The organism is Pseudomonas chlororaphis subsp. aurantiaca, assembly GCF_013466605.1.
Taxonomy (GTDB): Bacteria; Pseudomonadota; Gammaproteobacteria; order Pseudomonadales; family Pseudomonadaceae; genus Aquipseudomonas; species Aquipseudomonas chlororaphis_I.
In genome coordinates this window covers 6,889,097-6,906,553 of sequence record NZ_CP059162.1, presented here as the reverse complement: position 1 = coordinate 6,906,553, position 17,457 = coordinate 6,889,097, and the positions used below count along the sequence as shown (strand labels likewise).

14 protein-coding genes are annotated in these 17,457 nt (G+C 59.5%); 6 read left to right on the top strand and 8 right to left on the bottom strand.

The window, feature by feature from the left end:
* Positions 1 to 76 precede the first annotated feature (76 nt).
* The 6 genes from H0I86_RS31700 to H0I86_RS31675 all read left to right on the top strand — a co-directional run bounded on the left by H0I86_RS31700 (position 77) and on the right by H0I86_RS31675 (position 6,572).
* Positions 77 to 472: a hypothetical protein gene (locus tag H0I86_RS31700; RefSeq protein ID WP_180923384.1), complete on the top strand. Its 396-nt coding sequence runs from the start codon at positions 77 to 79 to the stop codon at positions 470 to 472.
* Complete coding sequence (locus H0I86_RS31695) at positions 469 to 1,977, top strand: EscC/YscC/HrcC family type III secretion system outer membrane ring protein (protein ID WP_219637308.1); 1,509 nt, start codon at positions 469 to 471, stop codon at positions 1,975 to 1,977. The genes H0I86_RS31700 and H0I86_RS31695 overlap by 4 nt, the downstream gene beginning before the upstream one ends.
* A 73-nt stretch (positions 1,978 to 2,050) precedes the next feature.
* Entirely contained in the window at positions 2,051 to 3,199 is a 1,149-nt protein-coding gene (gene sctD / locus H0I86_RS31690; RefSeq protein ID WP_373369395.1) for a type III secretion system inner membrane ring subunit SctD, read from the top strand.
* 36 nt (positions 3,200 to 3,235) lie between these two features.
* Positions 3,236 to 3,457 (top strand): EscE/YscE/SsaE family type III secretion system needle protein co-chaperone, encoded by a 222-nt coding sequence (locus H0I86_RS31685; protein WP_180923382.1) that lies wholly within the window; start codon positions 3,236 to 3,238, stop codon positions 3,455 to 3,457.
* Positions 3,458 to 3,598: 141 nt separating this feature from the next.
* Positions 3,599 to 5,164, top strand: a complete 1,566-nt coding sequence (locus tag H0I86_RS31680; protein ID WP_180923381.1) for a hypothetical protein — start codon at positions 3,599 to 3,601, stop codon at positions 5,162 to 5,164.
* 157 nt (positions 5,165 to 5,321) lie between these two features.
* Positions 5,322 to 6,572, top strand: coding sequence for an anthrax toxin-like adenylyl cyclase domain-containing protein (locus tag H0I86_RS31675; protein ID WP_180923380.1), 1,251 nt, complete (start codon positions 5,322 to 5,324; stop codon positions 6,570 to 6,572).
* A 494-nt stretch (positions 6,573 to 7,066) separates the two neighbouring features.
* On the opposite strand, the gene H0I86_RS31670 is transcribed toward H0I86_RS31675, so the two are convergent.
* From H0I86_RS31670 to sctF, 8 genes are all read right to left on the bottom strand, one after another.
* Complete coding sequence (locus H0I86_RS31670) at positions 7,067 to 13,348, bottom strand: hypothetical protein (protein WP_180923379.1); 6,282 nt, start codon at positions 13,346 to 13,348, stop codon at positions 7,067 to 7,069.
* A gap of 145 nt (positions 13,349 to 13,493) precedes the next feature.
* A complete protein-coding gene (gene sctW / locus H0I86_RS31665) occupies positions 13,494 to 14,576 on the bottom strand; it encodes a type III secretion system gatekeeper subunit SctW (protein WP_180923378.1) in 1,083 nt (360 codons plus the stop codon).
* Positions 14,573 to 15,214, bottom strand: coding sequence for a hypothetical protein (locus tag H0I86_RS31660; RefSeq protein WP_180923377.1), 642 nt, complete (start codon positions 15,212 to 15,214; stop codon positions 14,573 to 14,575). The genes sctW and H0I86_RS31660 overlap by 4 nt, the downstream gene beginning before the upstream one ends.
* Positions 15,215 to 15,225: 11 nt before the next feature.
* Positions 15,226 to 15,834 (bottom strand): type III secretion system domain-containing protein, encoded by a 609-nt coding sequence (locus H0I86_RS31655; protein WP_180923376.1) that lies wholly within the window; start codon positions 15,832 to 15,834, stop codon positions 15,226 to 15,228.
* Positions 15,831 to 16,568, bottom strand: a complete 738-nt coding sequence (gene sctJ / locus H0I86_RS31650; protein ID WP_180923375.1) for a type III secretion system inner membrane ring lipoprotein SctJ — start codon at positions 16,566 to 16,568, stop codon at positions 15,831 to 15,833. Before sctJ ends, H0I86_RS31655 begins: the two co-directional genes overlap by 4 nt.
* Positions 16,565 to 16,906: a type III secretion system inner rod subunit SctI gene (sctI, locus tag H0I86_RS31645; protein WP_180923374.1), complete on the bottom strand. Its 342-nt coding sequence runs from the start codon at positions 16,904 to 16,906 to the stop codon at positions 16,565 to 16,567. Before sctI ends, sctJ begins: the two co-directional genes overlap by 4 nt.
* A 49-nt stretch (positions 16,907 to 16,955) precedes the next feature.
* A complete protein-coding gene (locus H0I86_RS31640; RefSeq protein ID WP_180923373.1) occupies positions 16,956 to 17,234 on the bottom strand; it encodes an EscG/YscG/SsaH family type III secretion system needle protein co-chaperone in 279 nt (92 codons plus the stop codon).
* On the bottom strand, positions 17,231 to 17,446 hold the full coding sequence (gene sctF / locus H0I86_RS31635) for a type III secretion system needle filament subunit SctF (RefSeq protein WP_180923372.1): 216 nt from the start codon (positions 17,444 to 17,446) through the stop codon (positions 17,231 to 17,233). Before sctF ends, H0I86_RS31640 begins: the two co-directional genes overlap by 4 nt.
* Between the last annotated feature and the right edge of the window lie 11 nt (positions 17,447 to 17,457).

Here is a 17,457-nt window from a genome sequence, read left to right as displayed (position 1 = left end):
TCACCTGATCGTGGTTTTCAGGGGCGACCCCGAGAATAGGTAGTTAACGACTATTCCAGAGCATGCCGATCCCGTGATGAAACTTCCTTCTGTATTTTCCTCTCTCGAATCGTTGAGACCGGTAGGTGAGCAAGGGGGGCTGATCCATTTCAAGCTAGCGGACCAGTGCGGTTGGACCTTGGAGCACCCCAACGGTTTGCTGGTCGCTTTGGCCGTAGACCGTGATAGTGATGATGACACTTGGCTCAGGCAGGCCACCCTGTGGCTCGCCTCCACGGCTGCGGGCCTCGATGACAGTTTGCAGCTCGATGAGAAAGCCATCTGGCTGGTGCGCCGGCACGCAGCAACCATCGAGCCTGCCGAGTTGGAGGCATCGCTAAGCCAAATGCTCTCGATTGCCCGCTGGTTTGCCGTGCTTGGTGAGGCTTCGTCCGATGCTCGCTGCACCTCAGTCACGGAGAATCTGGCATGAGCGCGATGGCCTGTTCTTCACGTGCATTGTTGGTTTGCGCCGCGTACTGCGCCATTTCGCTGCAGAGCGCCACTGCCAGCATGAGCTGGGACGAAGCGCCGGAGTTCTACTTCTCCACCCGAGGTAGCAAGCTCGCCAATGTACTGCGGGACTTGGGAGCGCATCAGGGCATCCCGGTGATCGTCAGTCAGAGAATCGATGATTCGTTCATCGGCAGTTTGAACGGCATGCGTCCTGAGCAGGCCTTCGATCACCTGGCCAAGCTGCATCAGCTTGCCTGGTATTACGACGGGCGAACGATCCATGTCTATAAGGCCGATGAGTTCGGCAGCCGGCTGATCGCTCCTACCTATCTACCGGTCGACACGCTGACTCAACAGTTGGACAGCATGGGGCTGTTAAATGCGCGCTACTGCAGTATGCGCGAAGTGGCCGGCTCGAACGCGGTGGAGATCCATGGCCTTCCCGTCTGCCTGGAGCGGGTCGAAAAGCTCGCCAAGGAACTTGATGGGCAGAAGCTCAACCACGATCAGAATCAGGAAGTGATTCGCTCGTTCGCACTGCGATACGCCACCGCGGCCGATATGAACTACAGCTACCGTGGCCAGGAAGTCGTGGTGCCGGGCGTGGTGACTGTGCTCAGGGAAATGATGCAGGGGCGCGCCTTGCCGCTGAAGGAAAATCACGGCCAGCCCCAGGCTGCGGATCGGGCGCTACCGATGCTGTCGGTCGACCCACGGCAAAATGCGGTGATCGTGCGCGACCGCAAAATCAACCTGCCCATCTACGATGATCTGATCGCTCAGCTCGACTACAAACCGGAGCTTGTCGCGGTTTCCGTGGCAATCATCGACATCAACTCGGAAGACCTGTCGGCGCTGGGCGTCGACTGGTCCGCGTCCGCGCGGGTTGGAGGGGGCACGGTCAAGTTCAACAGTGGCACCGGGCTCGGCAACGGCAACTTTTCCAGCGTGGTGAGCGACACCGGCAATTTCATGCTGAGCCTGAGCGCTCTGGAGCAGAATTCGAAGGCGCATATGCTGTCGCGCCCGTCGGTGGTCACCTTGAACAATACCCAGGCCGTGCTCGACCGCAACGTCACCTTCTACACCAAGGTGAGTTCAGAGCATGAAGCCAAGCTCGAGTCGATTTCGACCGGCTCGCTGCTGCGTGTCACGCCGCGCGTGGTGCGTTCGGATGACGGCTCCACCGACATCATGCTTTCGCTGGTGATTCAAGATGGACGGCAAACCACGCCGCTCAGTAGCCAGGAACCGTTGCCGCAAACCCTCAACTCCGAGATCGCCACGCAAACCTTGCTCAAGATGGGACAGGGATTGTTGCTTGGCGGTTTGATCCAGGACGAGCAGATCGTTGGAACTCGCAAGATTCCCTTGTTAGGAGATATACCGCTGCTGGGCAGATTATTCCGCACCACCCAGGAGAACAAGCGCCAAACGCTCAGGCTGTTCCTGATCACCGCTGAACCTTTGTCAAGTATTTGAGCGCTTTGGCATGTCGTCGTCCGGATTCAAATTGAGATGGCTGAACGGACCGTTCAGCGGTAGGGAGCTGGTCTTGCCCGAGGGGGAGCTGCGTATTGGCGGCCCCAACGGAGACATCCTGCTGCCCTTGGAAAACATGAGCGAAGCCGTGCTCTCGACGAACGAGGAGGGCGTTCGGCTCAGCTCCGAAGGGGGGGTGTGGATAGACGGCGTAGCGATGAACGAGCTGGAGTGCCTGCCGCTCGGGCAGGCCGTCGATCTTGCGGGAGTGGCCTTTGTGCTGGGGCACGAAGATACGGACATCGCTTATCTCAGCGTACCCACACGCGCCTTGCCACAGGAGAAGCCTCGGGGACGCTCAAACCTTTTTGCCGCGGCGGTATCTGCGATTGGCCTGATTGCCGTTGGCCTGGTGGTTTGGCAGCCGGAGAAAGAGGTGCAGGTATTCGATCTGGAAGCTTGGCTCCAGGCTGAAATGAGCAAGCCGGCATTGCAAGGCCTGCGGCTGGAGCGAAGGGCGCGTGGCGAACGTGTGCTACGTGGCACCTGTGAGCGCTCGAGCAGCGTGAACGCGTTGCGTGATGCGCTGCGCGGATGGCGAGTGCACTTCCGAGATGAAAGCGTGTGCGCGGATACGGTACGCGACAGCGTACGCAAGGTATTGGAGCTCAACGGTTACCACGATGTGGATGTCGCCAGCGCCATGGTGGATACCGTCGAAGTGCACGGGGCGATTCGCGCCGATGGCAACTGGCTGCGTACCGCCGAGCAATTGCGGAGTATTCCCGGTTTGCGCGATTGGTGGGTCAAGAATGACCAGGCAGAACTGTTCGAGCGCCTTCTCGCCACCTTGACCGAGTATGACTTGCTTGAAGGCGTGAGCCTGGCGGTATCCAATCGGACTTTCCTGGTGAGCGGCGAGCTTTCTTCCGATCGCAACATGGCGTTGTCAAGCGTAATCGAAGCGTTCAACGAAGCGCAGCCACGCCTCACTGCGCAATACCAGAACATCCCATCGGCACCTCCAGCCGCCCAAGTATTGCCGGCCCTAGTCGTGACCGTAGGGGGTACTCGGGATTCGATCTATGTGGAGCTGGCCAATGGCATGCGCCTGCAACAAGGCAGCGTATTGCCCAGCGGCTATCGGGTGCATGCGCTCAGCCGCAAGGCTATCGCGCTGGTCAGGGGCCAGCAGTTGCTGTCACTTCCAATCGATTTGTAAGTGCTGAGTTGTGATTGATTTTGGAGAGAGAAACCCATGCGTCTGACAAACCTTGAAGACATTTTGAGAGAGGACACCTGTGGCTCCGAGCGTGATCAGGCGGTTGCATCGCTGCAAGACGAACAGGCCCGCCTGCGAAAACTCCTGGCACGGCCGAATACTCCGGATGATTACTGTGTACTGACGAATGGCTTGGATGCCTGCGAGGCGGCAGTGGCGGTCATCTTGACCTTGTGGCAGCGCTATCACAGCGCATGACGATGAGTGGAGGTTGATGAGTGGAGTTTGGGAAGCAAGAGACGGTTTTTGGAAGCGACATGGCTGTGGTTGGTCAATGATGACCGGGCATGGCACCTATCACCTGGGACAGAAGGTGCTTCCTGACATCAAGGAACGCTCATGAAAATCGATGCTCCGACGTTTCGCCAAACTCAAGCCGGATCGTCTCCGGCAACTGAAACCATCGAACTGCATTCCATGCCTCCCGTGTCCGGGACAGGAGGGAGCCCCCCGGGGAGCCAGAATCTAGAGCTACCGCTGAATTTGACTCCGCCGACGAATATTCCGCGCGAGCAGGCTGAAGACATTACGAACAACGTTCGGACCATGCTCGATACCGTGCTGGAGCTCGACATGCTGCTCGAGCAGACACAGAGCTGGTGCGAGACCTTCCACGAGCCTCAGGTACGGCAAGGTGCCGAAGCATTGAGCGCCGATATCCAGGGTTACTTGAACGACGGTGAGGTACCGAACCGAGGCGATTTATCCGCGAACTCGCCTGCCGTGGAGCTGTGCGAGGTCTTCGAGGATGCGCTTTCCACGATAGAGGAAGAGTTCTTCGATGCTCGCTCCGACATCACGGGTACGTCCGATTGGAGCGATGAGTATTTCGATGCCCGCTCTGACATTACGGGTACGTCTGAAAGAGCAGAAGCGTATTTCGATGCCTCTACCGGCGATGAGGCAGCGGTGGCGGGACGCTTGCGCGCCGTGCTGACGGCACTTGAGCGAGTCGCCCGCAATGAATTTGAAAATCCGCATGCGCGACGGCTATCGAACGTCGCCAACATGGCGCTGCAATCGGTGATAGCCACCGGCATACCGACATTCGTCAGACAGGCTGTCGCCTTTGCTATCGAACAATCCTTGACCAGTGGCAATGCCAGCGCGGCAGCGCGTACCGCGCTGGGCGCGATGGCGGGCTCGTTACCACTGCTGCTCGGGGCTGCGGGATTGGTACACGACAACGTGCGTGGTGTGGCCACCACCACCTCCAATCTGTCCCGAGGCAGCGGCTTGCTGGTTGGGGGGGCGCTGATGGTCGCTGCCGGCATGACCGGCTCGCTGGCCATCCTGGCACCGACCCTAGCGGCGTACAACTTGGTTCATGCCGCGATGAGCGAAGCCATGCTGTCGTGGTTGCGTCTGCAAGACAACTCTAGCCCGGTCAATGCCCAGGCGGCTGCCATGATCACGGCTTCATCGGTAGTCAATACGATGGCTGCGAACCAGGCATCTTCCCACGGTGCGCCAGCCTCAGGGCAAGGCCAGGCCTCGGCAGGGCAGGGGTGGCAGCCCTTGGCGGACTTGAACCGTGGTGTCATCAACGCCGCGGCCTCGACGGCTGGAGGATTTCTCTCACATGCCTGGCGCCACTGCTCGAGCTCGCCTGAGGCGCGCCAGGAGCTGCGCTTGTCATTGGAGGTAGCGCTTCCCGAGCGTCGGGAGCTTGTTCAGCAACTTCTTGGCAGCTATGCGTTGGGTGCCAGCTCGGGAACCAATACCTTCCTTATCGACGATATGCTCGCCCCCTTCATCCAGGCAACGGGCTTGAGCGCAATACAGGTCACGGCGGTACGCGATGCTTTGGCCGCAGTCATTGGAGGAGGGCAGTACCCGCTCATGTTAGGCGCGATGTCGTATCGGGAGCCGCCGCCACCGCCACGTGACCCCGAGGCCGGTTGAGCAGCGCTATTCAGCCGATGACGTGGACAACGGGCGGGGTAGGCCTGGAAAAATTCGAATTAGGAGCTTACTTCATATGCTGACCCTATCTGCAATAAAGGGGGCCCCCGTAACGGCCGAGCTCCGCACCGCATTACCTGAACTGGGCAGAGTGCGCATGTCCGAGGCCGAACACGCGGCCCGAGAACCCGCGATGCGGGCGTTGGCTGAACAGGTCAAGGACAAGACGGGTATTGTCTTCGAGCACCTCGTGCCCTTTCAGCGCTACGCCACGGAAAGCAACTGCGTGATTGGCGTGCGTGCAGTCGATCCACTAGCCACCGGCCTCATCTCTGACGGTCATCCGACGAAGAACTTCCTCATCAAGGGCAAGAGTGCTTCCTGGGGACCGCAGGCAGGTTTGATCTGTGCCGATCAGCGCTTCAGTAAACTGGAGGGCCGTGACCCCAAGGACATCGAGAAATACAACAAACAAGTCCGGCAATGTCTCGATGCCGGACATGCCCGTGTCGGTCCACTGATCGTGGGCCGCGAGCGTTTGGAGGAGATACAGAAGCATTTCGCCCAAAACGCTGCGAAGACCGGCGATGAGCCCGCACTGCGGCTGTCCGAAGTCAGCGTGCACGGTGACATTGAGATTAGAGCACGTGCCCCAAGTGGCGAGTACTACATATTCCAAGGCAAACAAGTCGGCAAGGAAGGCGAGCTGGCCTACCACATCGAGCACGAAGGCCAGCCGCTGGAGGTGCTGAAAGGCACCCCTCTGGATGTGAGCCTGTTGCCCAATGGCCCGGAACGCTGCCACCAGCCGCCGCCGCCTAATGAGCTGCCTTTGACCGCCGATTACGACCTGCTGATGATCGGCCCGTCTTTGGCTCAACTGGATGAGCGCGACAATCTGCGATTGCCGGATGTGTCCCATGGAAAATTCATGCAGCGTTTGAACCATTACAGCCCAAGCGCACAAGAGCGGTTGTTGCGCGAGGCTGCCATTGACCTCCGCAACCCGGCCCAGTTCTACGCGGCAGAAGACAAACTGGTCGGTAATGCTTCGCAGCGCATCAAGCAGATGATTCCCGAGATCAATGAGGCACTGGTCGGCCGAGAGGGGCAGTGGCTGGTGCACCACAACGCCGACTCGGGTAGTCCGGCCACCGATCCTGCGGCCAATTATCCCGCCACCTTCTTCCTGCCTGAAAGAATCGGCCGCTTCGAGGAAATCTGTGTGATCGAGAACAACCAGGAGCTGGCGGAACTCGTGCAGCAGGCAAAGGACGCTGGCTACCACATGCCGATCAACCCGCTCTGGGACGATGAGCCCGGGTTGGCGAGAGCGGAACTACACCGTTCGAGTTTCGAGGATCAACAGGCGCGGATGTTGTTGCAGCAACGCTTGCGCAATGTCTGACACGCCGGGGTGAGGCAAGGCAAAAACAGCTGAAGCAGGGCGGTTGCCGGGGCGCCCTGAGGATCCGCTGCCAGATATCCGGCAGCGGATTTTTTGTTTCTTGGCTGCCTACCGGGAATGGAGCTCATAGCGTATTGGCAATCCGGTGTGGGCCATCCCTGGCCCCACACGCCTCTCGCGGCATCCATGCCGCTCGTCCCCCTGACTCGCTACGCTCGCCCTTCGGCTGTTACTGCGCTTTGCAACGCTTCCACTCGGCCTCCTGATGGGGCGCAGTCGCGCCCCCACCGCCTGTTTGCAGTTTCAGACGCGTTGGGCTTCAGGTTCGCTCGGACTTCCCGGCGTGGATTACCCCTCTCCGCTTCAGGGAGAGGGGCGGGTCGCGTTCGGAAGAGGGCAGCGCCCGGAGCCACGCAAAGCCACCCACACACTCTTGGCGCATTCCCGCGCTACGTATTTCCAGCGTGGAAAGTAGGCGTTTTCGGGCTTCTTCATCAATCACTGTCACTGGGTCGTTTAGAATCGCTGAGCATTGTGGTTATGGCGTCGTAATAAATGTAAAATTCCCCTATTTTTATATAATTTGTGAACTTGTCTTCAATCTGGTCTATTTCTTTCTCTCTTGCTTTTAGGGAGTTTTGCAAGTCGCTGATCAGTCTCTGGGTTTCCTGGGCGGAAGGTGAGTTGATGTCTTCCCTTAAATAACTGTCGAAGTTAAGTTGGTTGGCGATGTGCTCTATGTTAGCCATGATGCTCGATAAGTCGTCCCGTTCGATCGAAGACGGCATGAGTTGCACCATCTGTTGTAATTTGAGGTTGAGCGCGGAAATGGCAGTCGATGAGCTGGCCTCTGTCGTACTTGCGGTACTGGACGTGCTGCTTGGTGTTGCAGTGGTGGATTCGCTGATCGCTTGATTGCCAAGCAGTTGCTGCCGCTTTTGTTCGATCTCATCGAGCAGCCTGTTCAGCTCGACATCGCTGTCCGAATTGGGCAGTAGTGTCTTGACCGTTGCCTTCAGGAGTTGCTTGTCCAGACGGCTCAGTAATGGGCCGGGCAGGCTTTCCATGTTGAAGGGCATCGCATCACCCAGTTGGTCCAGGCTACCCAGCAGTTTTTCTCGACTGTTCTTCCAGGTTTCGGCGAAGCGTTGCGCCAGATCATGAGCGGAAGCCTGGGTGAACCACGGCGGTTGATGAATGAGATTGAAGCCGCTTTGTGGCAGATCGAAAATATTCTTGGCGTTGGTGATCGTATCGTTCACCTCCTTGACGAGGTCTACGTTCTTGCCGGTAGTCTTGATCGCGATCATACGGCCGTTATTCTTTTCCAGCTTGCTGAAGGTTTCCAGCCACTCGTCGAGGGTTCCGATAAAGCCGCCACCGGTAATATTGTGACCGGTGCGGAATTGTCCGGCGGTTAGGTCGATCACCATATCCTTATTGTTGATATTGGCCTTTACCAGAAAGTGATTGGCCAGGGAGTCCACGCCTTCTGGCTTGGCCATGATGACCCCGACCTTTTCAATGTTCCTGACTGACAGGGTGCTTGGTAGCCTCCCCTCCAGAGCGCTGATGACATCCCGCATGGCGTGGGAGCAGTTCAGCGCGGGCGTCTGGACGTATCTTGCGTAACCCTGTATTCGCTCCTTCAAGAAGTCATCAACCGCCTGGTACTGGGGTTTGGTTTTCAACAGGTCGATGGGCAGCTCTTGCGCTGGCGGGCGCTTGGGCATCTGTACCGGTGGTGTGTCTGGCAGGTTCACCGGTTTCTTTTTCATCTTGTTGACAATGTTGTTGACCTTCTCGCTCAACTTGTTGAAAGCGCCGACCTTGCTCAGGCCGGTCAGGCCCCAGCCGCCGACTTCGCCGATCAGATCTATGGTGGCTGCTTTCAGGGCTTGGGCGCGCTCTTCGGGAAGGTCGGCGTACATCGACTTCAGAACGTTGGGCGCGGTCGAAAGACCCAGCGTTTGCACGGTATTCAACACGCCAAGTAGCATCGCCCGGCTGGCCAACGCCGGTGCGGCGGCGGCGACTGGTAGAGCCAGCGACAGTGCGAAACTGGCAAAACGCGCGGCAGCCATCCACTTGTCCCAGGAGATTTCACCGTCGGAGACCGCCAAGGTATCCATATTGGCTTTATCGTGCTCCAAGCCGATATTCGACAGTGAGTCGACAATATTCGATGTCTTTTGGAATGCCAGAATTGGGACGTATTGACCCTTGTAAAGATTCATCTGATTAGGCATGGAGTATGCGTAGCGAAGACTTTTGTCGCCTAAGTCGAGTTGCTCGAACAGAGGGAGGGCGGCCTTGATATCTTTTTGCAGGTTCTGATTTCCTTCGATAAAGGTCCTGCGCGCCTGCTCGTTTTCCGGTAGTTTGTACACTCGCTGGTTATTCAGGAAGAACAGAAAGCCGCCGCCATTTCTGGTCTCAATGAAGAAACTGTCTTTCAAGTTGGCAGTTGGGGTGCCTGGGATGTTCAGTTTGGCTTGACTGGCTTGTTGGTTCTGCAGGAACTTTTTCAGGTAGCTGATATCAGGAAAACGAGGGTATTTATTTACTATATTTTTGACTATTCCCTGTATATTTTTCTGCAGTTTTTCTTTGCGTTTTGCCAATAACTCCGGATTTCTATGGGCATCTGCTTTGAACGCGTCGATCAGCGCATGGTATTGGGCCTCGACATCGGTAGCCAGGATGTCATTCAGTAAAGCATTGGGTAGCCTGGCATCGTTGAAGGAGATTCGCTCGTAGCCAGGGCCTTCATTGTTCTTGTTTAGGAAGCGGATATGCTCGCGGCGTAGAATATCGATAAGGTCGAACTCTTTTACGCTTCTCTTTTCTGCTGAAATCATCGTGTTTAGGCCGAATTTGGCCCTTTCGCTTACATAGTTGACCTTGACTTTTGTTTTTCTATCGATGTTATTCAGGCAGTCATGCTTGGTAGCCAGGGCGGTGAGCTGGATTTCCAGGAAGTCGATCGGGCTTGGCGGAAACTCCGGGGGTTCCAATAGCCGGTCGACAGCCTGGATGACTTGCTCGGCTTTTCGCTTTTGCGCCGTGGTCAGCGCTTCGCTCTGCGAGGCCGGCAACTGGAGGCTTTCGAGGTCGCGGCGTAGCCGCGACAGGCTTTGCTTGCTCTGCGCCAGCGCGCCCAGGTCGTTGGGGTCTTTTTGCAGCGCGGCATCAGCGTTGTGTAAGGCCTGCTGTTGCGTGCGGATATCGTTCGAGCCGATGGAGCGCTTAGCGCGGTGATGGGCTTGGACGGTAGCGTGCGTTGCAGTTGCTTTGGTCGGCACGTCGTCGAGGTTCACGCCCAAGGCACCCTCGATGTCGCCTAGCAGTTCCAGGGTTTGGTCGATATCGTCGATCAGCCGCTGCAGCTCGTCGATATCGTAGGTCTGCCCATGGGCGAGCAGTTCGCGCACCTCGCCATCGATCCTGTCGAGGTCGTCGGTCAGATTCAGGTAGTCGAGTTCGTCCAGGGGGGCCAGGCTTGCAGCCTCGGGCTGGTCCGTGGTTGGGGCGGTTGGCTCCGTTGTCGAGTCAGGCGGGTTGGTGGCCGGGCTGGCCGGCTCCGGGACGTTGCTCAAGTCGTACAACCCCTTGGCCATCGCCAACCCGGAGGCACCCGCAACCAAACCCAGCATCACCAGGGCAGGGGTGCTCTGCAATCCACCGCCGCTTCGGGGCGGGCTGGATGGCGTCATGGATGCCAGTTTCTCGTTGATGTCGAAGCCATCATCAAGGTCCCCTTCCTCGACGTTGACGGCAATGTTGGTAGCGACGAGCGTCTCATGCTCGCTGCTTTCGATATCGATGACGGTGTCCTGCTTGACCTCGTCGATATCGATGACGATCTCCCAATTGGCTACCAGTTTTTCACGTTCACTGCCGTTGGCGGCTTGCCCCGTGGCTTCGGGGCGCTTGTCGCTGAACACTTTCATCTCGAAGGCGCGCGGCATCGCTTCCTGCGGCTGGTTGCGCTGGTACAGGCCATAGCCGAGCAAGCCGAGCGAGCCGATCAGACCCAGTGCGCCACCCCCGGCCATGAGCGCGGCGGTGGAGGTGTTGCCGATGGATGGCGCGGCAGACGCGTTTACTGTGGCCGCAGGGGCACTCGGCACGTTGTGCGTGGCCGGCCCCACGCCCGCTTGCGCTGCCAAGGCTTCGAACGCCTGGATATAGGGATCGTTAGCATCGATCAGGCTTGACACGCCATTGCCCGGGGGGACGTTATTGGCTTGAGCTGCCGGGAATTTCAGCGGGTCGTGGTTGGATAGCGCCTGCATGGCCCGGTTCGCGCCATCGACCAGCCCGTTCACCGCATAGGCTTCGACACTATCGAGCACGCGCTTGAGCGCTAGGCTATCGCTGCTGGAGAGCTGCCCGCCGATGCGCGAGAGGCGCTCCTGCCAAGGCAGGCTGTCCGGCTGTGCCTTGTATTGTTGGTGGGCGTGCAGCAGCGCTGGAAGGGCCGGCAGGGCATCAAGCAGCGGTTTGAGGTTGTCAGGCAGGGGCAGGTCTCGCTTGAGCAACTCGGTCAGATTGCCCAGTTCCCGCTCCATCCGCTTCGGGTTCGACCACGCCTGGTACAACTGCACCGTCTGTTTCGCGTAGTTGAGCAGGGTGCGGAACTTCTCCCCATGGGTCACCGCTAGGCCCAGCGTCGCGCTGTACTCGTTTAGCACTTCGCGCAGGGCACTCTTGAAAATCCAGGAGGTTTTTTCGCTAGGGCTCAAACCCTGCGGCATTGTGGTGTACAAGCGTAGCGCGGTGAGCGCCGCACCGACCGTGGTCTTGTTGCCGCCGCTGGCCCAGCTCGCGGTTTTCAGCAGCAGCTCCGGATGGCGCTTGAGTTCCTGGGCCAGCGGTTGCAGGAGCAGCTGCGCCACGCCCTTGACCTTGCTCGGCCAGGCGCTGTCGCTGGCGAGGGTCTGGCGCAGCGCGGCAGCGCTCTGGCTGAGCGCCGAGAGGTTGCCCAATTGGGCGAGTACCTGGTCATAGCCCGCCGGTGCGTAGTGCTGCAGAAGCGCTAGGTTCTCCGGCCTGGCCAGCAGACTGGCGGTCCATTGCAACTGGGCTAGGGGAGAGGCGCTGCTAGGGAAGTCTTGGGCCTGATGCAGCGCTTGGAAAGGTTTCACCAGAAGCTGAGAAAGCGGCTCGGGTAGGACCTGCTGCAAGAACGGGCTGGCATCGGGAGTGCTGAGCAATTGTGCGCCCCAGCTTAGCTTTTCCTGCCAGTCGCCGTCCTTGGGGTAACGGGCCAGTTGCGGCGCCAGGTGCAGCATGTGTCCCAGCGAGACGGGTAGGCCCCTGATGCCGTCTTGCAGTGATTCGCGCAACGCTCGAGGCAATGCCTGCTCGAAATCGCCTTGTCCCATTCGTTCGCCCAGCCATTGGAGCTGTTGCAGCATGGATTGTTCGCTGGGGAACTCGCGTAGCGCCGCCACGGCATGCTTGGCGCTCTGCAAGGTGGCGAAGAGGGGTTCGAACGTATCGCTCAGTCGTTCGGAAAGTAGTTGCCCCAATTGGCTGCTACCCACCTGCCCCAGCAACCAGGCCACCTGCCCCAGTGAGCTTGCGGCGGGTGCTTCTACCTGGCGTTCCCTTAATGCACCGAACAAGCTGCCAAGCTCATCGAATACCTGTACGGCGCCCTGGTATTGCGTTGAGAGTATCTCCTTGAGTGTCGGGCTTTCGCTGAGTGAGACGAGAAAGTCCTTCAGCGACACGTCATGACCGAGAAACGGCGCTAACTCGCCCAGCCATTGGCTGGCTTGCACGAGGGTTGCACGTGCCCCAGAGGTGTCGCCCCAGCTCTTGAGCATGGGCTGCTCCAGGGCCTCGTGCATGTGCGTGAGCGCCCGTTGCATGGCATCCAGGCTCACGCCTTCGTCACGGATAGTTTCGGCGAGTCTGGCGGCTTTCAGACACAGTTCGAGGCATTGCTGGGCGTTGGCCACGGCGCCGTCCGGGCTCCTGGCCACGCGGCCCAGGGCGTCGGCCAGACCTTGCAGACGCAGGGTCAAAGGGCGCTCGCCGTCGCGGAACTGCTCCAGCACTGGCTGGAGTTGAGTCATGTCTTCGAAGCGGAGCCCTTCGAGCACAGTGCCGGCGAGGACCTGATCGAGCATCCGAGCGCTGATGCGGGTCGCCACTTGGGAAACGGTACGGGTCAGGACATTGCGCAGCAGGTGCTCCTGGACATCGCCATTGTCGTTGGCCGCGCTCACCGTTGGAGCGGTTTCGGCGCTGGTGGGTCCGAGGTTTTCGAACGAGCGCTCAAGCTCCTCTGCATGAGCGAGCGCGTAAGCGCCCAGGTGCTGCGCGAGGTCGTCGGTATGCGCCGGATTGGTCTCGACCTCGGTACCGCGCGCGGCGCTCAGCAACGCGTGGAGGAAGGGGCCGCTGGCGGTCTGTCGCCGCTCAGCGTCGAGGCCATGGAACAGACCATCGTCTTGCCCGCGAAGCTCAATTTTACCGCTGCTTGCATGGCTACCGGGAAGACTGAAATAGGCCGCGCCCTGTTCGTCGCGCAGTGTGACGCCCTGGCCGTTCAGTTCGCCGGGACGTTCCCGGTCGCCGTTCGTCTCGCTCTGGGCAAGCACGTGCAGGACCTGCTTTTGCTGGTTGGTCGAAAGGGCTTGGCCATTTTGCAGACGTTCGAGCAATTGGCCCAGCGAGCCTTGTGGTTGTTCGGTGGACGTGGCGGTCTGCATGGGCGAAGGGGCAACGGTGTATTGGTAGCGTTGCAAGGAGAGATGCATGGCGATCGTTTCCTGAAAGCGAAGCTTGGGTCCGTGACCGTGAATGACGGGCAGGTTGTATCTTCGCTATGGAACGACAGCCGAGACATCGGGCAATGACCTGAAGTGCCAGTAGAGAGAAGCACGATGATGCACGGGCGACGGGTCATTCCTCGTTGTCCAGTCGATCGAGGAGTTCGTTGAAAGCATCAAGGATGGAGTCGCGCTGTTCGATGTTGTCGAAGCAGTCGTCTGGCAGGAGCTTGGTCAGCTCTTTCAGATGGCGAGCGTAGCCATGGCGCGGTTGGTCGCCGGGTAAATCGCGGCGCGTGCGTTCGTCCAGCCAGTCGGCGTAAATCCAGGGTTGTTGGATTGTGTCGAGCAGGGCGAGCATGATGGACTCACTGTCCAGTGCCTCCTGGCTCATTTGCTCGGCGACGCGCCCGCAGTGATCTTCGATGCTGAAGAAGTGCAGGATACGCTTCAGGTCGGTGATGACGGATGCCAATTGCTCGTCGGTGACGGCCTCTTGCGCGGACAGTTCGAATGCCAGCGCACGGATCAGCGCGCGCAGTTTCCGCCGCCGGTCCGGCAGGCGGCGGAATTCGTCGAACCATTGGGTCAGGCGCGTCTGCCGGCCGGTCGCGCGCTGATACAACTGCTTGAGTGCCGCGAGGTTGGTGGCGCTTTGCAGGCCGAACTCCAGCGAGCAGAACAGTTGCAGTGCCCACTGGTCGTCTTCCATGACCTGGTCGAGCGCGGCCTCGAGCCTGCGGCGGCGGGCGCTATCCTTGCGTTTTTCGTCGGCGGTCAGCGCGGCCAGCAGCAAGGCTATCTCGCCGGCATCGAAACCTCCTTGACGCATGCTGTCGGCGAGGTCTTCCTCGTTGTCGATCTGGGGAATTCGCTTCAACAAGTCTTCCAGCCGTGCATCGCCATGGTCCTTCATCTGCTGCACGAGCTGCTGGAGCATGGATTGTGCGCGTGGCCGTTGCATTCCACGGGTGCCCTGGCGCGATTCGGAGCGGTGCTGATGCAACGCGAAACCGGCATCCTCCATAACTTCGGCAAGGCTGGAGGGCTGCAGCACCGCTGCCGGCGGTGCCGTACCGGGTTTCAATGCCGATTGCGCCTGGTCCAGCGCCGAGCGCGCGGGAAAGATCTGTCGTGCCCCTTCCTTGGCCGCCGTCTGTTGGGTGTTGATCAGCCCGCTGCTGGCGGTTGACGTACTGTCGATTCTATTGATCACGTCGACTCCTGGCAGGGTCGTACGAGGCGTTCGAGGATGAGGTCACGATGTGCCTCCAGGTCGAAACGTATGATGGTGAGACGGGATTCGAGGCGTGCTTGTCCTTCGCTCAATTCCGCATCGATATGGACCCGCACTCGTGGCGTGGCGCTGAACCGTTCGCGCACGGCGTGTTCGACGCTGGGCGCGACGTATAGCGTGGCGAATTCATCGTCGGCCATTCTTTCAAGGCGCTGCCGCACGCGTTGCATCACGTCGTCGACGGCGTTGCGTTCGTCGAGCCATGTGGCGAGGGCTTGAGCGAGCAGGGTGCGTAGTCGTGCATCGAGGTCGTTGGCGATGCGGCGTTCGAGTTCGTCCTCGGCAACGAGCCATTCGACGCTTTGTGCGATGGTGTCGGCGCGTAGCCTGTCGAGTTCTTCCTGTGCTTCGGAGAGACCCGCCTGACGCGCTTGCTCGCGAATCCTGCGTATCTCGCCACGGGTCGCGGCCATCTTGCGCTCGAGTTCGGCGAGGATTTGCGCCGATTTTTCGTTGGCGCTGTCGACGATGCGCTGTGCGTTGTAGTGATGTGCCAGTGCCTCGGCGCTGACGATGGTTTCCAGTGGAGCGGGGCCGGGCAAATAGGTGATTGGCATGAAGGGCCCGTTCATAGGAATCGTCCAATCTTGATGAGCCAGTCCTGGGCGCTCGCAGTGCCGCTTGGCTTCGGACCGTGCGAATCCGAGACGCTGTTCGTGGCGAATGGCAGTAACCCGAGCAGTGCGTGGGTGACTGCGCAAGAGCCAGCTTGCCGTGTCAGCCATTGGGTACCCGCCTGAAGCACGGTTTCGTTCAGGCTGGCGTTGTTCTCGATCGCCGGTAGGGCGTTCCAGCCTCGGTGCAGGGCGAAGAGTTGCTCGCAAGCACGGTCGCCCAGGCGTGGGGAGAGCGCTTGGCGATGCTCGCGCAGCAGCAGGTATTCGGGACAATCAAGAGCGATCAGGCCAAGCGCAGTGGTTAGCGTCACGAGGCGCGGCTCCAGTGCCAGCAGTGCGGTCTGGCGTGCATTCAGCGAGCCGGGAAGCGGCCCGTCGGGGTAACCGCGCCGGGCCACCAGGGCGGCATCGATGGCGGGGCGGCATGACACATGTCGTGCATAGAGCGCCTCCCAGTCGGCAAGCCCCAGGCTCGACCACCAGCTCGTATCGAGCCACGCGCCTGGCTGCCAAGCCAGTCGATGCAGGCGTTTGACTTCTTTGTGCAGCGGTCCGCTCATGATTTACCCAAGCGTCGCAGTGTTGGGCGCTGGCGCCAGGCGTGTATCCCCAGGCATAACAGCGAGACGATACCCAGTGAGGCCGCCAGCGGTACGCGATAACGCACCAGGGCGTTTTCGTCCGTGGCGCCTTGAGCCGGATCGAGCTGCGGGCGATAGCGGTATTCGGTGGATTGCAGCACCACGCTGATATTCTCCGCTTTTAAATTTGGCACGCCTTTCTGCACCAGGCCGCGGATATCCGTTTCGCGGCTGGCCAGGTTGCGATCAGGCGTGTATTGAACCAGCACGGAGGCCGAGAGCACCGGGCTTTCACGCCGCGACTGCGGCACGCTTTCGGCCACCGAAACCCGTGCGTTCACCACGCCGTCCATGCTGGTGAGCATGGCCTCGAGCTGCTGCTCCTTCAGGAACAGGATCTTGGCCTGTTCCTGAACGGGCGATGTCACCAACTGGCCAGATGGAAACAAGTCTTCCATCGAAGCCGTGGTCTTGCGCGGCAGGCCATGCTGACGCAGTACTTCGACCGCTTCGGAGAATTGGCTCTTGTCGACCTTGATCGAGACTGTGCCACCCTTGATGGTCTGCTTTTCCGCCGCGATGTCGCGCAGCATGAGCAGCGCGAGCATCTCGTTCGCTTCCTGCTCGGACAGGCCGTTGTACAGATCGATCTTGCAGCCGGCGAGCAGCATGAGCGCGAGGGCTAGGCCGAGATGTTTGCGCGAGCGGATCATTGCATGCTGGTGAGTTTGTTGATGCCTTGCGAAATGCCACCCGCCGCCTTAGCGATGAGATCGACTTCCGCGATTGCGTTGAGTGCCCGCGTCTGCGCCGCCAGGACATGCAACGGACTTTGCAGTACTTCTTCAGTGCCGCGGGTTTCATCGATCCGTGTGTTGATGTCCGCGGCCTTTGCCTGGAACTGCTCGATGGCTTGCTCGTCGGGCAGTTTATCGAGGTGTCCGAACAGTGTGCGGGTGAAGGCTTCGACATCGGTAGGCGTGGCTACGGGGTCGACGGTGTTGAACGGTTGCGTGGCGAGAGAAGCGGACGAAAGTGCATCGATGGTCATGGCCGTACTCCAGGAATGTAGATGTGATGTGGACGGGTGAGATGGGTGTTCAGCGTGCAGACGGTCTTTCGCTGTCGAGCAGGTCAAGCAGCAGTTGCGCTTGTGCTGAATGGTCATCTTGCAACAGTCTCCGCGCAGCGCTCGTCTGACCAATGCCGATCAGCATGGTCGCTTCGACGATGCGTCGTGCCTGAGTGTCGTCGATCAGGTTGCCGAGCGCCGACCGGATGACGGACATTTCCATGCGCATACCGTGGTTGGATGCGGCGAGTCCGGCGGCAACGACCAGGCGGCGCGCCTGCGTATCAAGAGATACCGTGGTTTTCATATCTTCTGGATGATCCCGGCCATCATGTCTTTTACTGACTTCATAATGGCGCTCTCGAAGTTGACGAAATTCGTGTACTGCTGCACCGCAAACTGCACTTGAAGCATCTTCGCGGGGTCGTTGAGGTCTTCGGAGGACATTTTCGACTGCACGTCCTGACCGACCTTGTCGATCATCTGAGACAACTGATTGACGATGCTGAGGATTTCCATACTGAGCCTCG

What these genes read in the sequence shown, in the direction of transcription:
- H0I86_RS31700 (WP_180923384.1), top strand. Translation starts at nt 77, where the DNA reads ATGAAACTTCCTTCTGTATTTTCCTCTCTCGAATCGTTGAGACCGGTA.
- H0I86_RS31695 (WP_219637308.1), top strand. Translation starts at nt 469, where the DNA reads ATGAGCGCGATGGCCTGTTCTTCACGTGCATTGTTGGTTTGCGCCGCG.
- H0I86_RS31685 (WP_180923382.1), top strand. Translation starts at nt 3,236, where the DNA reads ATGCGTCTGACAAACCTTGAAGACATTTTGAGAGAGGACACCTGTGGC.
- H0I86_RS31680 (WP_180923381.1), top strand. Translation starts at nt 3,599, where the DNA reads ATGAAAATCGATGCTCCGACGTTTCGCCAAACTCAAGCCGGATCGTCT.
- H0I86_RS31675 (WP_180923380.1), top strand. Translation starts at nt 5,322, where the DNA reads ATGTCCGAGGCCGAACACGCGGCCCGAGAACCCGCGATGCGGGCGTTG.
- H0I86_RS31670 (WP_180923379.1), bottom strand. Translation starts at nt 13,348, where the DNA reads ATGCATCTCTCCTTGCAACGCTACCAATACACCGTTGCCCCTTCGCCC.
- H0I86_RS31660 (WP_180923377.1), bottom strand. Translation starts at nt 15,214, where the DNA reads ATGCCAATCACCTATTTGCCCGGCCCCGCTCCACTGGAAACCATCGTC.
- H0I86_RS31655 (WP_180923376.1), bottom strand. Translation starts at nt 15,834, where the DNA reads ATGAGCGGACCGCTGCACAAAGAAGTCAAACGCCTGCATCGACTGGCT.
- sctJ (WP_180923375.1), bottom strand. Translation starts at nt 16,568, where the DNA reads ATGATCCGCTCGCGCAAACATCTCGGCCTAGCCCTCGCGCTCATGCTG.
- sctI (WP_180923374.1), bottom strand. Translation starts at nt 16,906, where the DNA reads ATGACCATCGATGCACTTTCGTCCGCTTCTCTCGCCACGCAACCGTTC.
- H0I86_RS31640 (WP_180923373.1), bottom strand. Translation starts at nt 17,234, where the DNA reads ATGAAAACCACGGTATCTCTTGATACGCAGGCGCGCCGCCTGGTCGTT.
- sctF (WP_180923372.1), bottom strand. Translation starts at nt 17,446, where the DNA reads ATGGAAATCCTCAGCATCGTCAATCAGTTGTCTCAGATGATCGACAAG.